22 protein-coding genes are annotated in these 22,209 nt (G+C 28.4%); 6 read left to right on the top strand and 16 right to left on the bottom strand.

The genetic code is table 11. The annotated features are described in order from the left end of the window. Positions 1-131: 131 nt before the first annotated feature. Both GOQ27_RS12105 and GOQ27_RS12110 read right to left on the bottom strand, forming a co-directional pair. A complete protein-coding gene (locus GOQ27_RS12105; RefSeq protein ID WP_252187833.1) occupies positions 132-1,508 on the bottom strand; it encodes an aminopeptidase P family protein in 1,377 nt (458 codons plus the stop codon). A 41-nt stretch (positions 1,509-1,549) separates the two neighbouring features. After that, positions 1,550-2,041, bottom strand: a complete 492-nt coding sequence (locus GOQ27_RS12110; protein WP_203367133.1) for an LURP-one-related family protein — start codon at positions 2,039-2,041, stop codon at positions 1,550-1,552. 85 nt (positions 2,042-2,126) lie between these two features. Here GOQ27_RS12110 and GOQ27_RS12115 point away from each other — a divergent pair, with 85 nt between their 5' ends. After that, complete coding sequence (locus tag GOQ27_RS12115; protein WP_203367134.1) at positions 2,127-2,291, top strand: CDIF630_02480 family spore surface protein; 165 nt, start codon at positions 2,127-2,129, stop codon at positions 2,289-2,291. Between the two features lie 35 nt (positions 2,292-2,326). Here the strand turns inward: GOQ27_RS12115 and nifJ are convergent, their stop codons facing one another. The 8 genes from nifJ to GOQ27_RS12155 form a co-directional block, all read right to left on the bottom strand. Then, positions 2,327-5,863, bottom strand: coding sequence for a pyruvate:ferredoxin (flavodoxin) oxidoreductase (nifJ, locus tag GOQ27_RS12120; protein ID WP_203367135.1), 3,537 nt, complete (start codon positions 5,861-5,863; stop codon positions 2,327-2,329). A gap of 102 nt (positions 5,864-5,965) precedes the next feature. Further along, positions 5,966-6,487 (bottom strand): ferritin-like domain-containing protein, encoded by a 522-nt coding sequence (locus tag GOQ27_RS12125; protein ID WP_203367136.1) that lies wholly within the window; start codon positions 6,485-6,487, stop codon positions 5,966-5,968. Positions 6,488-6,563: 76 nt separating this feature from the next. Further along, on the bottom strand, positions 6,564-7,442 hold the full coding sequence (gene hslO / locus GOQ27_RS12130; RefSeq protein ID WP_203367137.1) for an Hsp33 family molecular chaperone HslO: 879 nt from the start codon (positions 7,440-7,442) through the stop codon (positions 6,564-6,566). A gap of 175 nt (positions 7,443-7,617) precedes the next feature. After that, on the bottom strand, positions 7,618-7,818 hold the full coding sequence (locus GOQ27_RS12135) for a cold-shock protein (protein WP_203367138.1): 201 nt from the start codon (positions 7,816-7,818) through the stop codon (positions 7,618-7,620). 106 nt (positions 7,819-7,924) lie between these two features. Further along, complete coding sequence (locus GOQ27_RS12140) at positions 7,925-8,656, bottom strand: class I SAM-dependent DNA methyltransferase (protein WP_252187834.1); 732 nt, start codon at positions 8,654-8,656, stop codon at positions 7,925-7,927. Positions 8,657-8,687: 31 nt separating this feature from the next. After that, complete coding sequence (locus tag GOQ27_RS12145; RefSeq protein ID WP_203367139.1) at positions 8,688-8,876, bottom strand: alpha/beta-type small acid-soluble spore protein; 189 nt, start codon at positions 8,874-8,876, stop codon at positions 8,688-8,690. A gap of 239 nt (positions 8,877-9,115) precedes the next feature. Then, complete coding sequence (locus GOQ27_RS17205; RefSeq protein WP_203367140.1) at positions 9,116-10,051, bottom strand: CPBP family glutamic-type intramembrane protease; 936 nt, start codon at positions 10,049-10,051, stop codon at positions 9,116-9,118. 14 nt (positions 10,052-10,065) lie between these two features. After that, on the bottom strand, positions 10,066-11,214 hold the full coding sequence (locus tag GOQ27_RS12155) for a M20 metallopeptidase family protein (RefSeq protein WP_252187835.1): 1,149 nt from the start codon (positions 11,212-11,214) through the stop codon (positions 10,066-10,068). A 228-nt stretch (positions 11,215-11,442) separates the two neighbouring features. Here GOQ27_RS12155 and GOQ27_RS12160 point away from each other — a divergent pair, with 228 nt between their 5' ends. Genes GOQ27_RS12160 through GOQ27_RS12180 form a run of 5 tightly spaced genes read left to right on the top strand, consistent with a single transcriptional unit; the run spans position 11,443 to position 16,028 of the window. Next, entirely contained in the window at positions 11,443-12,438 is a 996-nt protein-coding gene (locus tag GOQ27_RS12160) for an aspartate-semialdehyde dehydrogenase (RefSeq protein WP_203367141.1), read from the top strand. 11 nt (positions 12,439-12,449) lie between these two features. Continuing rightward, entirely contained in the window at positions 12,450-13,334 is an 885-nt protein-coding gene (gene dapA / locus GOQ27_RS12165; RefSeq protein ID WP_203367142.1) for a 4-hydroxy-tetrahydrodipicolinate synthase, read from the top strand. 5 nt (positions 13,335-13,339) lie between these two features. After that, the gene (dapB, locus tag GOQ27_RS12170) at positions 13,340-14,098 is read left to right on the top strand and encodes a 4-hydroxy-tetrahydrodipicolinate reductase (RefSeq protein ID WP_203367143.1); all 759 of its coding nucleotides are present in this window, start codon (positions 13,340-13,342) and stop codon (positions 14,096-14,098) included. A 16-nt stretch (positions 14,099-14,114) separates the two neighbouring features. Continuing rightward, positions 14,115-14,834: a 2,3,4,5-tetrahydropyridine-2,6-dicarboxylate N-acetyltransferase gene (gene dapD, locus GOQ27_RS12175; protein WP_203367144.1), complete on the top strand. Its 720-nt coding sequence runs from the start codon at positions 14,115-14,117 to the stop codon at positions 14,832-14,834. A 9-nt stretch (positions 14,835-14,843) separates the two neighbouring features. Further along, a complete protein-coding gene (locus GOQ27_RS12180; protein WP_203367145.1) occupies positions 14,844-16,028 on the top strand; it encodes an aspartate aminotransferase family protein in 1,185 nt (394 codons plus the stop codon). A gap of 35 nt (positions 16,029-16,063) precedes the next feature. On the opposite strand, the gene hpt is transcribed toward GOQ27_RS12180, so the two are convergent. The 6 genes from hpt to GOQ27_RS12210 all read right to left on the bottom strand — a co-directional run bounded on the left by hpt (position 16,064) and on the right by GOQ27_RS12210 (position 22,107). Next, positions 16,064-16,588, bottom strand: a complete 525-nt coding sequence (gene hpt / locus GOQ27_RS12185; RefSeq protein WP_203367146.1) for a hypoxanthine phosphoribosyltransferase — start codon at positions 16,586-16,588, stop codon at positions 16,064-16,066. A gap of 97 nt (positions 16,589-16,685) precedes the next feature. Beyond that, on the bottom strand, positions 16,686-18,545 hold the full coding sequence (locus GOQ27_RS12190; protein WP_203367147.1) for an N-6 DNA methylase family protein: 1,860 nt from the start codon (positions 18,543-18,545) through the stop codon (positions 16,686-16,688). 14 nt (positions 18,546-18,559) lie between these two features. After that, positions 18,560-18,700: a hypothetical protein gene (locus tag GOQ27_RS12195; RefSeq protein ID WP_203367148.1), complete on the bottom strand. Its 141-nt coding sequence runs from the start codon at positions 18,698-18,700 to the stop codon at positions 18,560-18,562. 110 nt (positions 18,701-18,810) lie between these two features. Next, positions 18,811-19,509 (bottom strand): single-stranded DNA-binding protein, encoded by a 699-nt coding sequence (locus tag GOQ27_RS12200; RefSeq protein WP_207751308.1) that lies wholly within the window; start codon positions 19,507-19,509, stop codon positions 18,811-18,813. Positions 19,510-19,728: 219 nt separating this feature from the next. Continuing rightward, positions 19,729-21,183: a Mur ligase family protein gene (locus tag GOQ27_RS12205; protein ID WP_203367149.1), complete on the bottom strand. Its 1,455-nt coding sequence runs from the start codon at positions 21,181-21,183 to the stop codon at positions 19,729-19,731. A 153-nt stretch (positions 21,184-21,336) separates the two neighbouring features. Next, entirely contained in the window at positions 21,337-22,107 is a 771-nt protein-coding gene (locus GOQ27_RS12210; RefSeq protein WP_203367150.1) for a polysaccharide deacetylase family protein, read from the bottom strand. Positions 22,108-22,209: the final 102 nt, after the last annotated feature.

The raw sequence follows: 22,209 nt of genomic DNA on the forward strand, positions 1-22,209 counted from the left end.
GAATCGAACCACCGACACGGGGATTTTCAGTCCCCTGCTCTACCGACTGAGCTATCTGGGCAATATGTCGTACTTTTGACGACAAAATTTAGTATACTACATTTTTCTTCTGTAGTCAATAGTTTCATAAATTATTTCACCATAAATTTTTCAATTTCCTCTACTGATTTTATTATATCTTCAGATAAATTAATATACCCATCTTTAGTAACTAAAATATTATCCTCAATTCTAATTCCTATTTTCTCATCTTCAATATATATTCCTGGTTCAATTGTTATAACCATATTCTCTTTTAAGATATCACCCTCCCCATATAGATCATGAGTATCTAATCCTAATTGGTGACCAATAAAATGAGGATAGTATTCATTTAAATTCTCATTAAATCCCATATTAGACAACCCCCTAGATAAGTTTATTTTTGCTATCTCGTTTAATTGTTTAAAACTCACTCCAGGTTTTATGTTATCCAATACTTGTTTTTGTGCATTTAATACAATATTATACATTTCTTTTTGACGATCAGTAAATTTTCCATTCGAAGGAATAGTTCTAGTTATATCACTACAGTATTGATTATAAACCACCCCTACATCAATCAAAACTAATTCATTTTCATTAATCTTCGAATCATTATCACTATAATGTAGAATAGTAGCATTTTGACCTGAGGCTATAATAGATTCAAATGATGTTCTCTTTATACCATTCATATCTAAAATAAAATTATAATAAGCTTCCAATTGATATTCCCATATATTGGGTTTTGTATTTTTCATAATATTTTCTAACCCTAATTTAGTTATTTTAATAGCTGATTTTACTTTTTCTATTTCTTTGGCATTTTTAATCATCCTGCTATTTCCTAAAATATTATTTATATTGTTTATATAAATTTCATCATTTTTCTCATGAAGTTCTAAAGCAAAAGATTGATCAATAGTAGGTTTAAAGCTAATAAATTTATTACTCCTCTCCATAGCTTTTATTGCATCAAAATTATAATTCTCTAAATCAATATATGCATTATCTACATCTTTAATAATTTGATTAATATAATCCATAAAACTATTATTATATTCTACATTATTAATCCCAGATATAGCTGAAACTTCTTCTATAGATAGAGACTTGCCTATCCATCTATCTCTATTAGAATCCGGTGGATTAATAAATATCACTTCTTCTATTTTAGAATCTATTTTAGTAATTACTAAAATAGAATTTTCTTCTTCTATTCCTGTAAGATAATATAAATTTCTATTTGATATAAACTCTCCTTCTCCAATACCTGCAAAAAGTAGTACCATAGAATTTTCTTCTATGTTTTCGTATAATAACTTTCTATTATTATTAAAAAAATCCTCATCTTTAATCTCTTTATTCTTTACTTCCTTAGAAATATGTTTATTGTCTATATTATTAGATTTCTCTAATTTACATCCACTAAAAATAAAAGAAAACATTATTATGCAAATCATAATCACTGGAACTTTATATCTCATATTATCACCCCATGAATACTATTTAAAAATACGAATTATAATCAATATTGATTAGCATTTCCAATATCATACAATAGATAGTCTATAGTAATGATAACAGCCAATAGAAACTTTTCATCTTCTCTACTCAAAATATCTATCTCATATGCTTCAGAAAGTAATATTGATCGTTTGCTCACTTCAGCAACTTTTGACTCATCTTTAAATATTATAAATTCCATAGAGGAACAATCCCCTTCTATTTGGAATTGTATATTATTTTTATTAATATCAAAATTATATTTAAAAAACAACATGTTATAATTCAAATTTCCTACTAACGCTTCATTAATATATATATTATATGTATGTAAATTCATATTATTTTCTTCTTCTATATATATGGTTTTATTTTTATTTATATCAAAAAAACTCAATATCTTTTTATTGAAATAAATTCCTTCATTAACAATATATACAAGTTCATCTTTTTCGTTTTTTATAGTAATTTCAATACCATGAGTATGAATATTCTTTTCAATTTTATAAATCATATTTTCACTCCTTTATGTAGTTTAGGATTATTATACCATACAAGTATATATCAAAAATGCTAATACTATTAATAGAGGTGATTAAATGAAAAATCAAAGTAAAGAAAATATTAACACTGAACCTATTGAAAGGAATATAACTGCTGCCTGGGCAAACATTGAAACATTAAAAAAAGTTTCAAGAGTTCCAATTCCTAGTGTTGATCAAGTTAAAGATGCAAAGGATTGGGTAGATAAAAATCAAAAATAAAGACAAATCCCTAGGGATTTGTCTTTATTTTTGATTTACTTACTATAGTCCATATCTGCAAGTCTTTTATAGTGTTTATAAGTTTTCATAGCATCATCTTCTGCTTTACTGTATAAATCCTCTGCAATTTCTGGGAAAGTAGTCTGAATTTGCGAGAATCTAATTTCATTCATAATAAACTCTCTAAATGATTCTCTAGGCTCTTTAGAGTCTAATACAAATGGATTCTGTCCCGATGTCTCTAAGTCTGGATTATATCTATATAGATGCCAATATCCTGAGTCCACAGCTTCCTTTTCTCTATTAACTGATACTCCCATACCATTTTTAATTCCATGGCTTACACAAGGAGCATAGCATATAATCACAGAAGGTCCTTTATACTTTTCAGCTTCTACAATAGCTTTAATAGTATGATTCATATTAGCTCCTAAAGCTACTTGAGCAACGTACACATATCCATAGCTCATCGCCATCAATCCTAAATTTTTCTTTCTTATCTTTTTACCTGCAGCAGCAAACTTTGCAGCAGATGCTGTAGGTGTAGCTTTAGATGCTTGACCTCCAGTATTAGAATATACCTCTGTGTCAAATACTAATATATTTACATCTTCACCAGAAGCTATTACATGGTCTAATCCACCATATCCGATATCATATGCCCAACCATCTCCACCTATTATCCATTGAGATTTCTTTGTTAAAAACTCTTTGTTATTTAATATCTCTCTTGCATAACTATTACCTTCTTTTACTTGCTCAAGAGCCTTAACTAACTCTTGGGAAACTTCTATAGACTCTTCTCCATTATCATACTTTTCAATCCATTGTGTAATGATAGTTTTCAATTCAGAGGATATGGTATTCTCCGACACTTTATTCTCCATCAATTTTTTCAATCTTGATCTAATTTGCTCAGTTCCTAAATAAATCCCTAACCCAAATTCAGCATTATCTTCAAAAAGAGAATTAGCCCAAGCTGGACCCTTTCCATCCTTAGTAGTATAAGCCATAGATGGAGCACTAGCTCCCCATATAGAAGAACATCCAGTGGCATTTGCTATAAGCATTCTCTCGCCAAACAATTGAGTAATCAGTTTAACATATGCAGTTTCTCCACAACCTGCACAAGCTCCATGAAATTCTAATAAAGGCTTCTCAAATTGACTACCTTTAACAGTTTCCTTTTTCATAGGATTTTCTTTCATCTTTACATTATTGATAGCATACTCCCAATTACCCACTTGTCTGGGTATTTCTTTTTCTGCTTCAACCATAACTAAAGCCTTTCCAGGAGCAGGACAAATATCCGCACAATTACCACATCCTGTACAATCCAGAGGACTAATTTGGATTCTATATTCATAATCTTCCAGTCCTTTACCTACTGCTATTTTGGTTTCAAAAGTATCATCTGGTACATTTTCTTTTTCTGATTTATTAAGTAAGAATGGTCTAATTACAGCATGAGGACAAACATAAGAACACCTATTGCATTGAATACATTTATCAGTTTGCCATTCAGGTACTAGAACTGCGATACCTCTTTTTTCATATGCTGTAGTTCCCATTGGAAAAGTCCCATCTTCCATATCTTTAAAAGCACTTACAGGAAGATCATCTCCTTCATGCCGGGCCATAGATATTTGAATCTCTTCAACAAATTTATTATCACGTTTCATATGAGTTTCTAACGGTCCACCTTCTAAAGCTTTCCATTCTTTTGGTATTATTACCTTTATTAATTCCTTATATCCTTTATCAAGAGCATCATAATTCATTTGTACAATCTTTTCACCCTTTTTACCATAGGTTTTATAAATTTCATCTTTTAAGTATTCAATTGCTTTTTCCATAGGCAATACTTCAACTAGCTTAAAGAATACAGATTGCATTATCATATTTATTCTTCCGCCTAATCCTACTTCACCGGCAATTTTCACTGCATCAATTATATAAAAATCTATATCATTATTGGCAATATAGCTCTTTAAAGGTGCAGGTAGTTTTTCATCTAACTCTGCTTCATCCCAAGGACAATTCAAAACAAATTTACCATTCTTCTTTAGTCCATTTAAAAGATCATAATGATAAACAAAGGACTTGTTATGGCATGCTATATAGTCTGCATCACTGACAAGATAAGTAGATCTTATCTTGTTCTTACTAAATCTTAAGTGAGATATTGTAGTTCCTCCTGACTTCTTGCTATCATAAGAGAAGTACCCTTGAGCATAATTGTCAGTCTTGTTACCAATTATTTTAATGGCCATTTTATTTGCCCCTACAGTACCATCAGATCCTAACCCCCATAATTTACAACTTACAGTATCCTTATCAGATAAATCAATTTTTATTGGTTCTAAAGATTTATTTGAGATATCGTCAATAATTCCAATAGTGAAGTCATTCCTTGGATTTTCAGATTTTAAATTTTCATATACTGATAATATCTGAGAAGGAGTAGTATCTTTAGAACCTAAACCATACCTACCTCCCACTATTAAGGGTCTATTTTCTTTTTCATAAAATAAACTAAGGATATCTTCATGAAGTGGTTCAGCTATGGAACCAGCTTCCTTTGTTCTATCTAATACTGCAATCTTACCTACACTTTTTGGTAAAACATTTAAAAAGTATTTTATTGAAAAAGGTCTATAAAGTCGAACCTTTATTAAACCTACTTTTTCTCCTTTTTCTAATAAATAATCTATCGTTTCTTCAATAGCTTCACAAACCGAACCCATAGCTACTATAACTCTTTCAGCATCTTCAGCTCCATAATAATCAAAAGGATGATATTCTCTTCCTATTTCTTTAGATAACTTACCCATATATTCTTCTACTATATCCGGAACTCTATCATAAAATTGATTTGAAGATTCCCTTCCTTGAAAATAGATATCAGGATTTTGTGCGGTTCCTCTCATAACAGGTCTTTCTGGATTCAAGGAATTTTTCCTAAATTCATCAATTTTCTTATGATTAACCAATTTATCAAATACATCATAGTCTATTACTTCTATTTTTTGAACTTCATGGGAAGTTCTAAATCCATCAAAGAAATGTAAAAATGGTATCCTAGACTCAATTGATGCCATATGTGCTATACCAGATAAATCCATTACCTCTTGTACACTACCTGCCGCTAATAAAGCAAAACCTGTCTGTCTAGTAGCCATAACATCTTGATGATCACCAAATATTGATAAGGCATGAGTAGCTAAAGCTCTAGCACTTACATGAAATACTCCCGGTAGTAATTCTCCAGCTACTTTATACATATTAGGAATCATTAATAACAACCCTTGGGAAGCTGTATATGTAGTAGTCAAAGCTCCACCTTGCAATGATCCATGGAATGTTCCAGCAGCTCCTGCTTCTGATTGCATCTCAATAACCTTTACTTCTTGCCCAAACATATTTTTCTTTCCATGAGCAGAGAATAAGTCCACTTTTTCCGCCATAGGCGAGGATGGAGTTATTGGATAGATAGCTGCAACTTCTGTAAATGCATAGGAGACATATGCTGCCGCTTCATTTCCATCCATAGTTCTCATGTTTCTTTCCATAATTAAACCTCCTTTTAAATATGATATCAAGTATTATTATTTTCCAAACCCTGCTAATAATATACTTAATTTGAGCAAAATAAAAAGGCCACATAAGTGACCTTAATAATCTTCTATGTGATTAAATCTTGCATCTTCTAACCATCTTTCAGATTTTGTTACATGATCTAATATATTATCTATAGCTTCATAATGCTTTTTCTCTTCTTTAGCTAAACGTTCAAATATCTTTTTATCACATTCGCTTTTTGCATTTTCTACTTGCTTTTTATAATAATCTATACTTTCCTGTTCTAATTTTAAAGCATGTCTATATGCCTTTACTGTATCATCAATATTTATTTTACCAAAACGGAAATCTTTTTCATCTACTTCATCAGTGAAATAATTGTTGTTTTCTAGCCTCTGTGTAAATATAGTATCAACTTCTTCTATTTCTATATCTGAGTCACAATCTAAATAATTTTCTTTAATATTTTTTATTATTTCATAATGTTTTCTCTCATCATCTGCCATCATTTTAAAGATACTTTTTATACCTTCACTTTCTGCCATATCCATTTGCTTCTTATAGTATTCTTCACCTTCTAATTCCATTTTCATAGCTACTTCATAAATATCCATAATAAAACCTCCCCTTATATTAATTAATTTACTTATACCCGAGTAAATATAATAATAACAGGAGAGGTAATTTTTATTATAGAGAATCAATTATATTTTTCAAATCATCTTTATCAAATTTATGTTTTTCATTACAGAAATGACAAACCAATTCTGCTTCCCCATCTTCTTCCATTATCTCAGTAATTTCTTTTTTACCTAGGCTAATTAATGCTTCTTCCATTCGTTCTCTACTACAATCGCATATGAATTCTATTTCTTTTTTCTCTGTTATTTTCATATTAAATTCTCCAAAAACTTGATTTAATATATCTTCAGGAGTAGAGCCTTCATCTATTAAAGAAGATATAAAAGATAATATATTAATATTTTTTTCTAATTTATCTAAAACTTCTTCCTCAATATTTGGAAGCACCTGTACTATCACTCCACCTGATGCTTTTACACTGGTATCTTTATCTACTAGAACTCCCAATGCTACTGCCGATGGTTGTTGCTCTGATACAGTAAAATAGTTTGCTAAATCCTCTGCTATTTCTCCACTCACTAAATTAGATTGTCCTACGTATGGTTCCTTGAGACCCATATCTCTAATAACTATGAGCTTTCCTTTTTTACCTACCGCAGCCCCAACATTCAGCTTACCATCCCATCTATTGGGCAAATCAACATTAGGATTAGAGACATATCCTTTAACTTTTCCTTTATTATTAGCTACTGCTAATATATTTTTAATAGGTCCATCTCCCTTAAATTGGAGAGTTATCTTATCTTTATCTCCTTTAAGCATTAAACCCATCATGGCTGCTCCAGTTATAGTTCTACCTAAAGCTGCAGTAGCTATAGGGCTAGTATTATGAGTTTTCCTTGCTTCTTCTACCATATGTGTTGACGTTGCAATAAATACTCTAAAGGATTTATTCTCATCCATTGCTCTAATTATATAATCTCTCATTATCAAATCCTCCATTACTATATATTGTTCATAACTATTATACCCTAAAATATAATAATATCCATTTTATAAAATATTAATAAAATTCTAATTAATTATAAATAAAAAATTAAGACTCCATAAAATGGAGTCTTAATTGCTACGTTAACTATATGTTAAATATTAATATATTTTCTTATAGTTTAGTGATGTTTGTAGCTTGTGGGCCTTTTTCGCCTTCAACTATTTCAAATTCAACTTCTTGACCTTCTTCTAAAGTCTTGAATCCGTCACCTTGGATTGCTGAATAGTGTACAAATACGTCTTCTCCATTCTCTCTTGTTACGAATCCGTATCCTTTAGTTGCATTAAACCACTTTACTGTTCCCTTTTCCATTAAAAACATTCCTCCTAAAATCTATTGCTAGTAGATATGTATTACCTACCATATGAACAGTTTATCATAGGGTTATACCCATGTCAAATAATATTTCCAATTAAATCTATTTAATTACTAAAAAATTTAATCTTGTACTTTGATCATTAGGCAATTCCTGAGATAAACCATCATAAACTAATATTTTTGTGAAACCTATTTCTTTTAATAATTCCTTAATTTCCTTTTCTTGATAAGCCCTCTCTTGATGAAACTCATCAAATCTTTTATACATTCCATCTCCATTAACAAAGAAAGTAAGATAAAAATTTGCAATATTATCTTCAAATGTATTTTCCCAAATATAAAAGACATCATCTTTATCATATACAAATGTATTATCCCCTATAACCTTTGATAATTTATAATAGGAATTGATATCAAAAATGAAAATCCCATCATTTTGTAAATGATTGTATACATTAAGAAATACTTTTTTTAAGTCTTCTTTATCTATAATATAGTTAATACTATCACATATACTTATGATAGAATCAAACTTCTTATTAAATTTAAAGTTCCTCATATCCATATGTCGAATAGATACATTCTTATACTTTCTAAGTTTTTTATATGCTATAGATAACATATCCTCTGATAAATCAAAACAAGTCATATTATAATTATCTTCAGCAAAGTGCTTCGTGAGATTTCCTGTACCACAGGCCATTTCTAAGATGGTATTAGGATTTATATTATTTTTATTATAAACATTTTTTATAAAATTATACCATTTTTCATAATTAATATCCTCAGTCATTAATCTATCATATATTTCGGCAAATTCTTGATAAGCCAATACTACTTCCCCCTTTTCTTTAGTTATTCAATCACTTCTCTTCTACCTTCTTTTTACTTTGTCTTTTTCTCACAGTCATAATCCCACCAATTTTACCAGTTTCTTTAGCAGTTAGTCCTCCCCATCCTAATTCTTTTACCTTGTCAGTTAAACCAAGCTCTTCTGCTATTTCATATTTCATTTTATCTTCAGGTCTATCTTTCTTTTTTTTAGTTGCCATACAATCCCTCCTTAGCTTTATTATTGGAATGCTAAGGAAAAATATTCATTATTTTTTTGGATCTATTTCCAAAAAGAAATATTTTTTTTAACTTTTTTTAAAATAACATCCAGCTGTTGACTTTATATATTAGGAAGTGTTAAACTATACTTCGTTGGAAAATTACAACTTTCCCACTCCCCCTTTAATAGCTTTAAGCTATTAGGGCCAACTTCCCCCAAGTTGGCCTTTTTTAATACCTAAATATAAACAAGTACATTCAAAACAATAAAACCTATTACTGTTATTATTATAGGTATATATTTTATTATTCCTTTTGACTCCCTATCATTTCTCATATCCTTTTCATTTTCACTGTCTAGCATCATCACTCTTCTATTTGGTAATTTCTTATATAAGTAATATGCTAATATACTAGTAAAAAAGGCAATACCTAGTAGAACAATTGTAGTTATTACTATACTCATTGTCTCAGATATTTCTATACTAGCCTCTTGGGTTTGTTCTATAGGTATATTTAATTTACTAACTAAATACGTAAGAGTCCAAGCAAATGCATTATTTGTAGCATGACCAATTATACCTGCTATCAAAGAGTTTGTTCTATATACCATAAAACCAAATAAAACACCCAAAAATATAGGACCTAAAAGATTTTGAAGATTAAAATGAAATATTCCAAAAAGTATTGCGGAAATGAAAATTGCTTTTTTATATCCTTTATTTCCATAGGCTTTCATAATGAAGCCTCTAAACATTACTTCTTCACATATGCCAGGGGTTATAGCAATAATTAACAACCCTATTAAATATGATCCACCTGTAGATGGAGTAGGCAGTGGCGGGGCTTTGATTTCTCCAAAAAAGCTTATTATTATCATCATTAGAGCATTTAAAAATGCTCCTATTGGATATGCTAATAATGTAATAGCTGGAATTAATAATACTTCTTTAAAACTTAATTTATTTAATTTTAAAACTTGTTTTAAACTATATCCTCTAACTTTTAAAAATATCAATACTGGCGCTAAGACTAAAATATATTCTGTTATTAAAAGTCCCGAGAAAATTTCTCTTTGCTGAGCTATTCCTCCTATTGTTATTAATAAAATAGCAATAACCAAATATAAAATATTAGCCTCTAAAATTTTAGGCTTACTTTTAACAATACTCACTTACATCTCCCCTTTTATAATACAAAAAATTTATTACATATATTTATATATGTTTTAACTCCTTCTATAAGTATGTGTTCGTTGAAATTAAACTTACTACTATGTAAAGAATTAATATAATTTTCATCTTCATTCCCAGATCCTAGCATAAAGAAAAAACCAGGTACTCTTTGTTGATAGAATGCAAAATCTTCTGCAATCATCATAGGTTTTAAATGAATAATATCATCTTTATTAAACACATCAATAACTTCATCAAATAACTTTGCATCATTATTAACAGCTGGATACATATCTCTAATTTCAGTTTTTATCTTCACATTATACATTTTTTCTAATCCTTCATTTATCTCATTTATTCTTCCTTTTATATTCGAATATATTTGATTATTAAAAGTTCTTATAATACCTTCTAATTGTATATCTTCTGCAATAATATTTCTAGCCTCTCCTCCCTTTATTTTCCCTATAGTTAACACTCCACTATCTATAGGATCAGTATTTCTGCTAATTATAGATTGATAGCTAGTTATCAACTGACTTGCTACATATATTCCATCTATAGCTTTATGAGGTATAGCGCCGTGACCACTTTTAGCCATTATTTTGATGTCTAATTCACCAGTTTGTGCCATCATAGGACCTTTGCATACCCCTACCTTTCCTTCTTTTATCTCAGGGAAAATATGAAGTCCAAATATATATTCAATATTATATTTTTCTAATAACCCGTCATCTACTATTACTTTTGCTCCTCCAGGACCTTCTTCTGCCGGTTGAAATATAAGAACAATATCCCTCTTTATATTATCTACTTGAGAAAGATATTTTGCAAATCCTAATAATATAGCCATATGACCATCATGTCCACAAGCATGCATTTTATCAGTATGTTTAGATTTGTACTCTATATCATTTTTTTCCACCATTTTAAGTCCATCTATATCTGATCTAAAAGCTATTGCTCTGTCTTTGCTGTTTCCCTTTATATGTACTATCAATCCAGTCTTTGCAACTTTTATAGGTTTATAGCCATATTCTATAAGTCTTTCTTCAATATATCTTGAAGTTTTAACTTCTTCAAATCCCACCTCTGGAATTTGGTGTAAATCCCTTCTTATTTTTATTACTTCTTCTTCTAACTTCATTCTATTAAGTATCATTTTTAGACCTCCTAGATTAATTTTTCCTTTTATACCCTATTATTGTTTACTCACTCTATATCTAGTATCACTTAATATTATAAAAATTAAAATGTTAAAATGTTAAAATGTTTAAAAAAATCATTATTTAATATAGAATAGAGGTAAATATAATATGACTTGAATTATTAATATATCTGTTTAATATATTATATTAAGAAAGTAAAGATTTTGAAAGGAGTCGATTTTATGATTAATGTAGCAATAGTTGGAGCCACTGGTATGGTGGGAAGAACTTTTCTTAAAATTTTAGAAGAAAGGGATTTTCCTATAGATAAACTTTATCTATTTGCATCTAAAAAATCTAAGGGTAATAAGCTAATATTTAAAAATAAAGAATATACAGTAGAAGAATTAACTGAAGATTCTTTTAGAAAGGATATTCAGATAGCACTTTTTTCTGCAGGAGGAGAAATAAGTAAAAAGTTTGCACCAATAGCAAAAGATAATGGAGTCATAGTGGTTGATAATAGTAGTGCATGGAGAATGTATGAAGATGTACCTTTAATTGTTCCTGAGGTAAATCCTGAAGAAATTAAAAATCATAATGGAATAATTGCAAATCCTAATTGTTCTACTATACAGAGTGTTCTTCCATTAAAACCTATTGATGATATATATGGTATAAAAAGAGTAATCTATTCTACATACCAAGCTGTATCTGGTTCAGGGTTAGGAGGCATTAAAGATTTAGAAGAAGGTGTTAAGGGTTCCTCTCCCAAAAAATATCCTCACCCAATAGCTTATAACTGCTTACCCCATATAGATGTATTTATGGATAATGGTTATACAAAAGAAGAAATGAAAATGATTAATGAAACTCAAAAGATCTTAAATAAAAAAGATTTAGCAGTTACTGCTACCACTGTAAGAATACCGGTTCGATATGGTCACTGTGTTTCTATTAATATAGAATTAGAAAAAGATTTTGAAATAAATGATTTAGTTAATCACTTAATGAACTTCGAAGGAATAAAAATAATGGATGATATATCTCAAAATATTTATCCTACCGCTCTTCATGTGGAAGGAAAAGACGAAGTATATATCGGAAGAATACGTATAGATTATAGTGTGAAACATGGAGTAAACTTATGGGTAGCAGCAGATAATATTCGAAAAGGAGCTGCTACAAACACAGTACAAATTGCTGAGTTATTAGTAAAAGAATATTTTAATAATTAGGAGGTTATTTTATGTCATTGTTTAAAGGATCCGGAGTAGCAATAATTACACCTTTCACTAAAGATGTAATAGACTTTGATAAACTAGGAGAATTAATAGACTGGCAAATCAACGAAAATACAGATGCTATCATTGTTTGTGGTACCACAGGAGAAGCTTCAACCATGTCTGATGATGAAAAGAAATCTGCAATAAAGTATACAGTTGAAAAAGTTAATGGAAGAGTTCCTGTTATTGCAGGTACAGGGAGTAATAATACTCTTCATGCTATAGAGCTTAGTAAAGAGTCAGAGTCTATAGGAGTTGATGGTTTATTAGTAGTTACTCCTTATTACAACAAAACTACTCAAAAAGGTTTAATTGAACATTATACTAAAATTGCTGATAGCGTAAACATTCCTATCATAGTATATAATGTTCCTGGAAGAACAGGATTAAATGTTGCACCTAAAACATTAAAAGAATTATCTAAACACAAAAATATAGTGGCTGTAAAAGAAGCAAGTGGAAATATCAGTCAAGTAGTTGAGATTGCAAGTATAGTTGATGAGGATTTTGATATATATTCTGGAAATGATGATATGGTCATTCCTTTACTTTCAGTTGGTGGAAAAGGGGTTATTTCTGTAGTTGCAAATATTTTACCTAAAGATACTCACGATATGGTTATGGAGTATTTAGAAGGAGATATAAACAAAGGTATTAAATTACAGCTTGAAATGAAATCATTAATAGATTCATTGTTTATAGAGACAAATCCAATTCCAATTAAAACAGCATTGAATCTAATTGGAAAAAATGTAGGTACTTTAAGATTACCTTTAGTTGATATGTCTGAAGAAAATTTAAATATACTTAAAAATGAACTAAATAACTATGGTTTAGAAATTAGGTGATAAAAATGATAAATATTATTGTAAATGGTTGCAATGGAGCAATGGGGCAAGTTCTTTGTAATGAAATTATTAATAATGAGGAAATGAATATAATAGCTGGTGTAGATAGAAATCCTAATAAGCTTGATAATCCTTTTTCAGTTTATCAAAGTATCTTGAATGTAGATGATATATGTGATGTAATAATTGACTTTTCAAACCCTTCTCATTTAAATGATTTGTTAGAATACTCTCAGGATAAAAAAGTTCCATTAGTAATAGCTACTACAGGCTATTCTGAAGAAGAACTTATTAAAATAGAAAATTCTTCAGAGACAGTACCTATATTCCTTTCTTCTAACATGTCCTTAGGAGTAAATGTACTGTTAAGTATGGTAAGAAAAGCTGCCAATATATTATCATCATCTTTTGATATAGAAATAATAGAAAAACATCATAATAAAAAAGTTGATGCTCCTAGTGGCACTGCTCTTATGATAGCTAATACAATAAATGATGAATTAGATAATACAAAGGATTTTGTTTATGGTAGATATACAAAAAAAGATAAAAGACAGCCAAAAGAAGTTGGTATACATGCAATAAGAGGTGGGAATATTGTAGGAGAACATACAGTTATATTTGCTGGGGATGATGAAGTTGTTGAAATTAAACACACAGCTAATTCAAAGAAAATATTTGCAAAAGGCTCATTAGAAGCAGCACAGTATATAATTAATCAAAAACCTGGTCTTTATACAATGGATAACCTGTTAAATAAATAGAGAGGATGAATAACTAATGCAAAAAGAAAATACAGAACTACAAGATGCTTATGAAATAGCTAATTTTATTAAAAATGCATCAAAAACTACACCAGTCAAATTATATATAAAAGGAAACTTAAAAAATATTAATTTCACTGATTGTAAAAACTTTGGTGATGATAATTTTAGAATCGTTTTTGGTGAATATTCAATAATAAAGAATTTATTGGATAGATATGAGGATTTAATAGAAGATTATACTATGGAATCGGATAGAAGAAATTCTGCAATTCCTCTATTAGATACTAATAATGTAAATGCTAGAATAGAACCTGGTTCAATCATTAGAGATAAAGTTAAAGTAGGAGATAAAGCAGTCATAATGATGGGAGCAGTTATAAACATCGGAGCAGAAATTGGTGAAAACACTATGATTGATATGAATGCAGTAGTTGGAGCTAGAGGTATGATTGGTAAAAATGTTCATGTTGGAGCAGGAGCTGTTATAGCGGGAGTGTTAGAGCCACCTAGTAAGACTCCTGTGATTATAGAAGATGATGTACTAATAGGGGCAAATGTAGTAGTACTAGAAGGGGTAAAAATAGGTAGAGGAGCCGTGGTTGCTGCAGGATCTGTTGTTACTAAAGATGTACCTAATAATACAGTTGTAGCAGGAACTCCAGCAAGAATCATTAAACAAAAAGATAGCAAGACTATTGATAAAGTCAAAATATTAGACGAATTAAGAGGATAAGGTGATAATATGGATGACTTATTGTTAAGAGATAAAAAGTATATTCTAAATCTATACAACCGTATAGATTTAGAAATTGCTTATGGTAAGGGATCTTACCTTTATGATAAAGATGGGAATAAATATTTAGATATGTTCAGTGGGCTTTCAGTAAATAGCTTTGGTCATAATAATAAAGAAATTATAAAAACAATAACTGATCAAGCAACTAAATACATACATTTATCTAATTATTTTGCTTCAGAACCTACTGTTAGACTAGCAGAGTCACTAATAAATAGAACAAAATTTGATAAAGTATTTTTTTCAAATTCAGGTACCGAATCAATTGAAGGAGCAATAAAATTTTCAAGAAAGTTTGGTTTATCCCAAGATAAGAATAAATACAAGATATTATCTGCACAAAACTCATTTCATGGTAGAACTTTTGGTGCTTTATCCTTAACAGGACAAGAAAAGTTTCATAGAAACTTTGAACCAATACTCCCTGGATTTGATTATTTCAACTTTAATGATATCGAAGACTTACAAAACAAATGTGATGACAGTGTTTGCGCAATATTTCTAGAATTTATTCAAGGAGAAGGAGGCGTTAGATTATTATCTGATGAATTTATTGAAAATCTAATAAACCTTTCTGAAAAGTATAATTTTCTTATTGTAGCAGATGAAATTCAAGCAGGTCTTGGTCGCACTGGGAAATTTCTTTCCTATGAACACTATAATGTTGATCCTGATTTAGTTTGTATATCTAAATCCTTAGGAGGTGGCCTACCTTTAGGGGCTATCTTAGTTGACAAGACTTTGAGTGACCTATTACAACCTGGAGACCATGGATCTACTTTTGGTGGTAATCCAGTTTCTTGTGCTTCTGGTTATTTAACTTTAAAAACCCTGGATGATAAATTACTAAAAGATGTTGAAAAAAAGGGAAAATATTTACTAAAAGAATTAGAGCTTATTAAAAATAGTTATCCCAATATAATCAGTGAGATAAGAGGAAGAGGTTTAATGATTGGTATTGAATGTGGTGAATATGCTAATGAAATAAAGAAATTAGCTTTAGAACAAAATTTATTATTAAATGTAACCAATAAAACAGTAATTAGACTATTACCCCCTCTTAATATAACTCCTGATGATTTAGATATATTTTTAAACACTTTTAAATCTATATTTTCTAAAATTTCATAATAAATAAAATGATGGAAGCTTAAGCTTCCATCATTTTACTTATTTTCAAAAACAAATATATCTGGTACATTTCTATAATAATCTCCATAATTAAGGCCATAACCCGCAATAAATAAATCTGGGATTGTAAAACCGCAATAATCAGGTTCTATTTCTACTTCTCTTCTTTCAGGTTTATCAAGTAACACGCATGATTTAACCGATTTTGGTCCTAAGTCTTTTAAATAATTCACTATAAATTTCATAGTATTACCTGAGTCCACTATATCATCTACAATAAGAATATCATAATCCTTAACGTCAACTTTTAAATCATTTACTATCTTAACTTTCCCAGAGGATTGTTCCCCATGACCATAGCTTGACGTTGTCATAAACTCAATTCGAGTCATTAGATCTATTGATCTAACTAAATCAGCTGTAAATACAAAACTACCTTTAAGTAATGATACAACTAAAAGTTTTTTATCTTTATAATCTTTTGTTATTTCTTCTCCTAGTTCTTTAACCTTACTAGAAATTTCTTCCTTAGAAATTACGACCTTTCTTTCATCCGTCATATATATCAACTCCTTAGTAGAACTTATTAATTTATGTCCAGTTATTTAATGACTATTCTAATTCAATTAGTTTCTTATGTCAATAGATACTCCTGGTTTATGTATTACTAATTATTTTTTTTATTTCAATCCTTTCTTTATTACCCACCTCATATATGTCATATATTAAATGATCGATTTGAGATAATTTATTATTTATATATAATTCCTTACCTTTTGAACTAATATTTCCCTCTTTATAAACTTGTAAAATTTCATCTACAATTCTCACAATGATTTCCTGATCTGAATAAGGTATTATTCTTAATGGAGTTTCTTTTATATGAAAAATTTTAACTTGAGGAAATAGTTTTCCATCCTCCATAGTTATACTTCTATATATAGCACTAAATAAACTAGAGTTTAGTAGGGCTAATATAAATTTAATAGATAAATCTTTTCGACTTATATCTTTAATTATTAATGAATATAAAGTGTTTAAGATATAGTAATTTTCTTCATCATAAGAACATATAAATTTATCTGCAGTTTGTCTTATTAATATTTTCTTATTATATATAAGGTCCTTTCTCATAAATGTAGCATACTCACCTTTACTTTTATCTATTAAGGATTTATCAGTTCTAATATACAGTCCATTCCATTTATGATTATACCTATGTATATTCTTACCTTCTAAAACTTTCTCAGCATTTACATCTTGATCTCTTGTTAGTAATTTATTTCTTACATTACCTGTAGCTATACCAGCTACGACATTACAATAGTCTTTAACTTTGCTATTAGATTCTTTGAATATTCTATTTCTCATTTTAAAAAATACATCAGATGAGTTTATATCAAAAACATTATTTAATAATTGATTGTAATAATTTTGATTTATCTTTCTATAAGGTTCTAAGTATAATTTTTCTTTTTTGTATTTAGAATGAGATATATTTTTGGTCATTATTAATCCCTTTAAGGAAGTTTTCTTCATAATGATCATACTCATACTCATATCAACTTCATTAAATATTCCATCACCTAAATTAATAATCTTTTCAATACTACAGTTTTGCAAGATAACCTCTCGTAATTTACAAAAGTTATTATTAGCTAAAATACTTGAGGGAACTATATATCCAACTCGACCTTTTTGTTTTAATATTTTTAGAGACTTTTCAATAAAAAGAGCATATATATCGAATCTACCTACAGCAGTTTGGTATATTTTTTTTAAATAATCCTTTTGGTAATACTTATTTATTTTTCTATTTTCTAAATATGGAGGATTACCTAAAATAAAATCAAATTTTATATTATCAATTTTACCTTTACTTAAAAAATCTAAGTTCATTAAATTTAAGTTTAAATCATATTCTTCCCCTGTTAACTTATATATTTTTAAGATCAATGAATACTTACAGTACCTTAATGAATTGTTATCCTTATCTACACCATAAATATTTTCATTAATTATTCTATATATAATTTCCCTTTTTGTAAGATTAGTATTCTCTTTATAATAAAAATATAATCTTTCTACAATGGAAATTAGAAAATTACCGCTTCCACAGGATGGTTCTAGTATTTTTAAATTTTCCATATTATCATTTATAAAATAATCTATTAATGTATTATCTAGTATGTAATCTATTATCCATTGAGATGTATAATAAACTGCTAATTTTTCCTTATCTTTTTTTCTATATTGTATGATATATTCATATGTATTTGAAATAATATGATCATTAACTAATAGATGCTGTGGAATTGCCATTTCAATTTTTGATAATATTTCATTACCCAACATTTCTTGGATCTTATCATTTAATTCAGAGTCATAATCTATACCATGTTTCTTAAATACTAATAAAATAATAGAGTTCATTATAGAATCTTCTATATTTCTGATACTATACTTATATGAATATTCTTTATAAATATAATCAACAACTTTATAGAATTTTTCCATAGTTGTCCTCCGACTTAATCATCATCAACACTGCTAAGATATCTTATTATTTTTCTTAATTCATATAACATTTTATTTAAGGTGTATTGTATAGATCCTAATATAATAATTACTATTATTCCAAAAATTATTTTAAATTGTAAGTTAAAATCCATAATATCCCCTCCAATCTATATATATATTATACCAAATATAATCATATCTAAAAAATATTTAATAATTAGTATGAAAAAAAGTGGTCATATGACCACTTTTTTCATACTAATTAATATGCTTCTGCTTCAATCTCATCCCCATTTTCATCTTCTTTACCTTCTCTATTATTATCATCTTTTACATACTCTAACTTAGATATAGACACTTCATATGCCATTTTATTCTCTACTCCCCCATCTGCTAATCGCTTTTGGTATTCTCTACTTTGGATTCTTCCCCATGTCTTTATATGATCTCCAACTTCTAAATTCTCACAGAATCGAGCATTTCTTCCCCAAGCAATACATGGTATATAATCTGATTTGTTATAAGCTCTATTTACGGCTATCAATAAATCAGTTATTTCTCTACCAAAAGGTGTCGTTCTATAAATTGGTTTTTTACAAATAAACCCATCTAAATAAATTTCATTAGGCTTCTTTATTTTTTCTTCATACTCTTCTTCACTAGGCATATATGCATCCCTTGCAAAAATAGTTAATACTAGCTTATTATGCCCATTATGGTATCTGTTATAAGATCTTAGTTGTCCTTCAACAATAACATTCTTTCCTACAGTGATATCCATATCCACTAATAATCTTTCTGATATAGTAATTGGTAATATATCAGAACAATCACTTAATCTAGGAATTTCCATTTTAAATACATAAAATCCCTCACCATACATTTCATGACTAAATTCTTTTTCACCAACTACCTTCCCAATGATAATTACTGAATTGTTATTAATTACCTTGTCAATCAAGTCCCCACTCCCTTTCCTATTCTTATGTGTTTTTTTAGATATCTAAGATAATATTATTCATTTAAATGATATAATATGAATAGTTTTGTAAATTATTTATATTAATCTTTTGTTTTAAAAATAAATATTTAGCTATAAATATTTATTAGACAAATATCTTAAAACTCCTTTTTTTTACGATATTTTAAATTAACTTTCTTTTGCATCAAAAAAAGGACTCTAAGAGTCCTTAAGTAAACGATAAAATGTTTCTTTTCCTTTATTCATACCTTGAGGACCTAATAAAAGAATTATATCCCCTTTGGATGCATATTTTATAGACTGCTTTATTGAATCATTTAAATTTTCATAAACTTCATATTCTATACTATTATTATTAAACATATTTCTATATTGTTCTAATTCCTCATTCTTAACCCCATCTTTTTCTTCAACAACATCCTTACTCAATGATAGAATAACCCTAGGATAATTAAGGGTATGATGCCAGGCTGAAAACACTGAAGCATTATGATTATTTATCTCAATTCCCCTATTCCCCCTTATTGCATTTACTATTATTAATTTATTATAATTTAGACCTCGTACAGTATCTAGAACTGCTTGATAACTAGCTGGATTATGACAAAAATCATCTATAACTGTATAATCCTTTTCATATATTTTTTCAAATCTACGAGAAATATCTTTGACTTCTTTCAGGGCTTTTTGAATAACATCTATATCAATTCCAAAATATAAAGCACAGGATATTGCTGCAAGGCTATTATATACATTATATAAACCTGATAAATTCATTGAAATATTAAATTCTTGGGGTTCATATACTTTTCCATTATAAGTTGAAATATTCCTTTGCAAACATACAGTGAAATCAAGTGTTTCTTGAACATTAATACTAGATGCTGTTATAGATGACTTAGAATTTAACCCATAAGTAAGTGTTAATACATTTCTATTACCTTCTAATAGTTTAGTAGCGTTTTCATCATCTATATTTAAAATAGCTAATCTATTTCTTCGCAATGAATCAAATAGCATTTTTTTAGTTTTTAAATAGTTTTCAAAGCTCTTGTGAAAATCTAAGTGATCTATTTCTATGTTTGTATGAATAGCTACATCAAAATCTACTCCATAGGTTCTATGAAATTTCAACCCATGAGATGATACCTCCATTATAACTACTTCAACATTTCTTTCTTTGAATTCATTAAATAATCCATATAACTTCTCTGAATCCGGTGTTGTCAATGTAGAATCAGATGTTGTAAGTACTGATGATTCATATTGATCATTTATTTTTACTCCTAAAGTACCTATAAGAGCTGTTTTATATCCAGCCTTTCTAAATATACTTTCAATAATATGGGTAGTTGTAGTCTTACCGTTTGTTCCTGTAACTCCAATAATAGTTAAATCTTCGGTAGGATACCCATAAAATTCATTTAGTAATTTAGCCAATTCCTTCCTTGGATCATCCACTTTAATTATTGAAACTCTATCATCAGAGATATCTTTATTAGTATATATTATAACTGCTCCATTTTCTATTGACTCTTCTATAAAATCATTACCATCTATACTTTCTCCTTTTATTGCTACAAATACGAAACCATCTTTTACTTTTTTTGAATTACAAGTAATCCCTTTTACTTTTTTATCCATTATGTGCATTTATTAAAACTCCCCTATAAAACAAATTAAAATTAAGTTATATACTATTATTCTTATCCATTATATCCTTATCAAATCAATTAGTTTATAATTATTATCTGTTAATATATAGGTTTAATATTCACCTGGAAATATTAACATATTATTTTAAAATTATTTTTTAAATTGTCTTCCTTCATGATCAATATAATAGTCATCTTTATATATTAGCTTTGAAATTGGAGTCACTTCATATCCTTTATTTTTTAATTCTTTTAAAACTATTGGTAAGTATTCAGTAACATATTTTGCATTATTGTGAAATAAAATTATTGATCCATCATCAACATTTTTTATAACCCTATCAACTACTGGCTGAACTCCTCTTTCCTTCCAATCTAATGAATCTATATTCCATTGAATAACATGATATCCATTCTCCTTACATACATTAATTAATCTATCATTATAATCTCCAAAAGGTGGTCTAAATAATGTAGTTCTTTTACCAATCAATTCATAAACTTTATCTTCTGTTCTTTCTAACTCATCAATTATTTGTATATCATTGAGTTTTGACATATAAGGATGATTAGAAGAATGATTTCCAATTTCATGTCCCCTTGCATCAATTTCCTTTACTAGGTCAGGGTACTTTTCTACCCAAAATTCCACTAGAAAGAATGTAGTTTTAACATTGTGCTCATCAAGTATATCCAATATTTCTCTAGTAAATTTGTCACCCCAAGCTGCATCAAAACTTATTGATACTTTCTTATCTTGTCTATCTACACTGTAGATAGGTAATTCTTTGTTTGGTGAAAGTACTTGATAGATGTTTGTATTCTCAGATTTAACCCATAAAGCTGAAATAGATAATAAAAAGAGTACCAAAGTAATTTTAATAAGATTATTTTTATTTTTCTTAAATAGATAATTTTTCATATATTTTCACCCCATATAATATCGTTTATATATTATATTAATTAAAGGTATAAAATAGAAACAATTATAATAAAAATCAAGCGGACATATTCTGTCCGCTTG

The organism is Anaeromonas frigoriresistens (genome assembly GCF_016820655.1).
In the GTDB taxonomy this organism is placed as follows: domain Bacteria; phylum Bacillota; class Clostridia; order Tissierellales; family SIT17; genus Anaeromonas; species Anaeromonas frigoriresistens.

What these genes read in the sequence shown, in the direction of transcription:
- GOQ27_RS12210 (WP_203367150.1), bottom strand. Translation starts at nt 22,107, where the DNA reads ATGAAAAATTATCTATTTAAGAAAAATAAAAATAATCTTATTAAAATT.
- GOQ27_RS12180 (WP_203367145.1), top strand. Translation starts at nt 14,844, where the DNA reads ATGGATGACTTATTGTTAAGAGATAAAAAGTATATTCTAAATCTATAC.
- GOQ27_RS12115 (WP_203367134.1), top strand. Translation starts at nt 2,127, where the DNA reads ATGAAAAATCAAAGTAAAGAAAATATTAACACTGAACCTATTGAAAGG.
- dapA (WP_203367142.1), top strand. Translation starts at nt 12,450, where the DNA reads ATGTCATTGTTTAAAGGATCCGGAGTAGCAATAATTACACCTTTCACT.
- dapB (WP_203367143.1), top strand. Translation starts at nt 13,340, where the DNA reads ATGATAAATATTATTGTAAATGGTTGCAATGGAGCAATGGGGCAAGTT.
- dapD (WP_203367144.1), top strand. Translation starts at nt 14,115, where the DNA reads ATGCAAAAAGAAAATACAGAACTACAAGATGCTTATGAAATAGCTAAT.
- GOQ27_RS12205 (WP_203367149.1), bottom strand. Translation starts at nt 21,183, where the DNA reads ATGCACATAATGGATAAAAAAGTAAAAGGGATTACTTGTAATTCAAAA.
- GOQ27_RS12145 (WP_203367139.1), bottom strand. Translation starts at nt 8,876, where the DNA reads ATGGCAACTAAAAAAAAGAAAGATAGACCTGAAGATAAAATGAAATAT.
- hpt (WP_203367146.1), bottom strand. Translation starts at nt 16,588, where the DNA reads ATGACGGATGAAAGAAAGGTCGTAATTTCTAAGGAAGAAATTTCTAGT.
- nifJ (WP_203367135.1), bottom strand. Translation starts at nt 5,863, where the DNA reads ATGGAAAGAAACATGAGAACTATGGATGGAAATGAAGCGGCAGCATAT.
- GOQ27_RS12195 (WP_203367148.1), bottom strand. Translation starts at nt 18,700, where the DNA reads ATGGATTTTAACTTACAATTTAAAATAATTTTTGGAATAATAGTAATT.
- GOQ27_RS12135 (WP_203367138.1), bottom strand. Translation starts at nt 7,818, where the DNA reads ATGGAAAAGGGAACAGTAAAGTGGTTTAATGCAACTAAAGGATACGGA.
- GOQ27_RS12190 (WP_203367147.1), bottom strand. Translation starts at nt 18,545, where the DNA reads ATGGAAAAATTCTATAAAGTTGTTGATTATATTTATAAAGAATATTCA.
- hslO (WP_203367137.1), bottom strand. Translation starts at nt 7,442, where the DNA reads ATGAGAGATTATATAATTAGAGCAATGGATGAGAATAAATCCTTTAGA.
- GOQ27_RS12125 (WP_203367136.1), bottom strand. Translation starts at nt 6,487, where the DNA reads ATGGATATTTATGAAGTAGCTATGAAAATGGAATTAGAAGGTGAAGAA.
- GOQ27_RS12105 (WP_252187833.1), bottom strand. Translation starts at nt 1,508, where the DNA reads ATGAGATATAAAGTTCCAGTGATTATGATTTGCATAATAATGTTTTCT.
- GOQ27_RS12160 (WP_203367141.1), top strand. Translation starts at nt 11,443, where the DNA reads ATGATTAATGTAGCAATAGTTGGAGCCACTGGTATGGTGGGAAGAACT.
- GOQ27_RS12110 (WP_203367133.1), bottom strand. Translation starts at nt 2,041, where the DNA reads ATGATTTATAAAATTGAAAAGAATATTCATACTCATGGTATTGAAATT.
- GOQ27_RS12155 (WP_252187835.1), bottom strand. Translation starts at nt 11,214, where the DNA reads ATGATACTTAATAGAATGAAGTTAGAAGAAGAAGTAATAAAAATAAGA.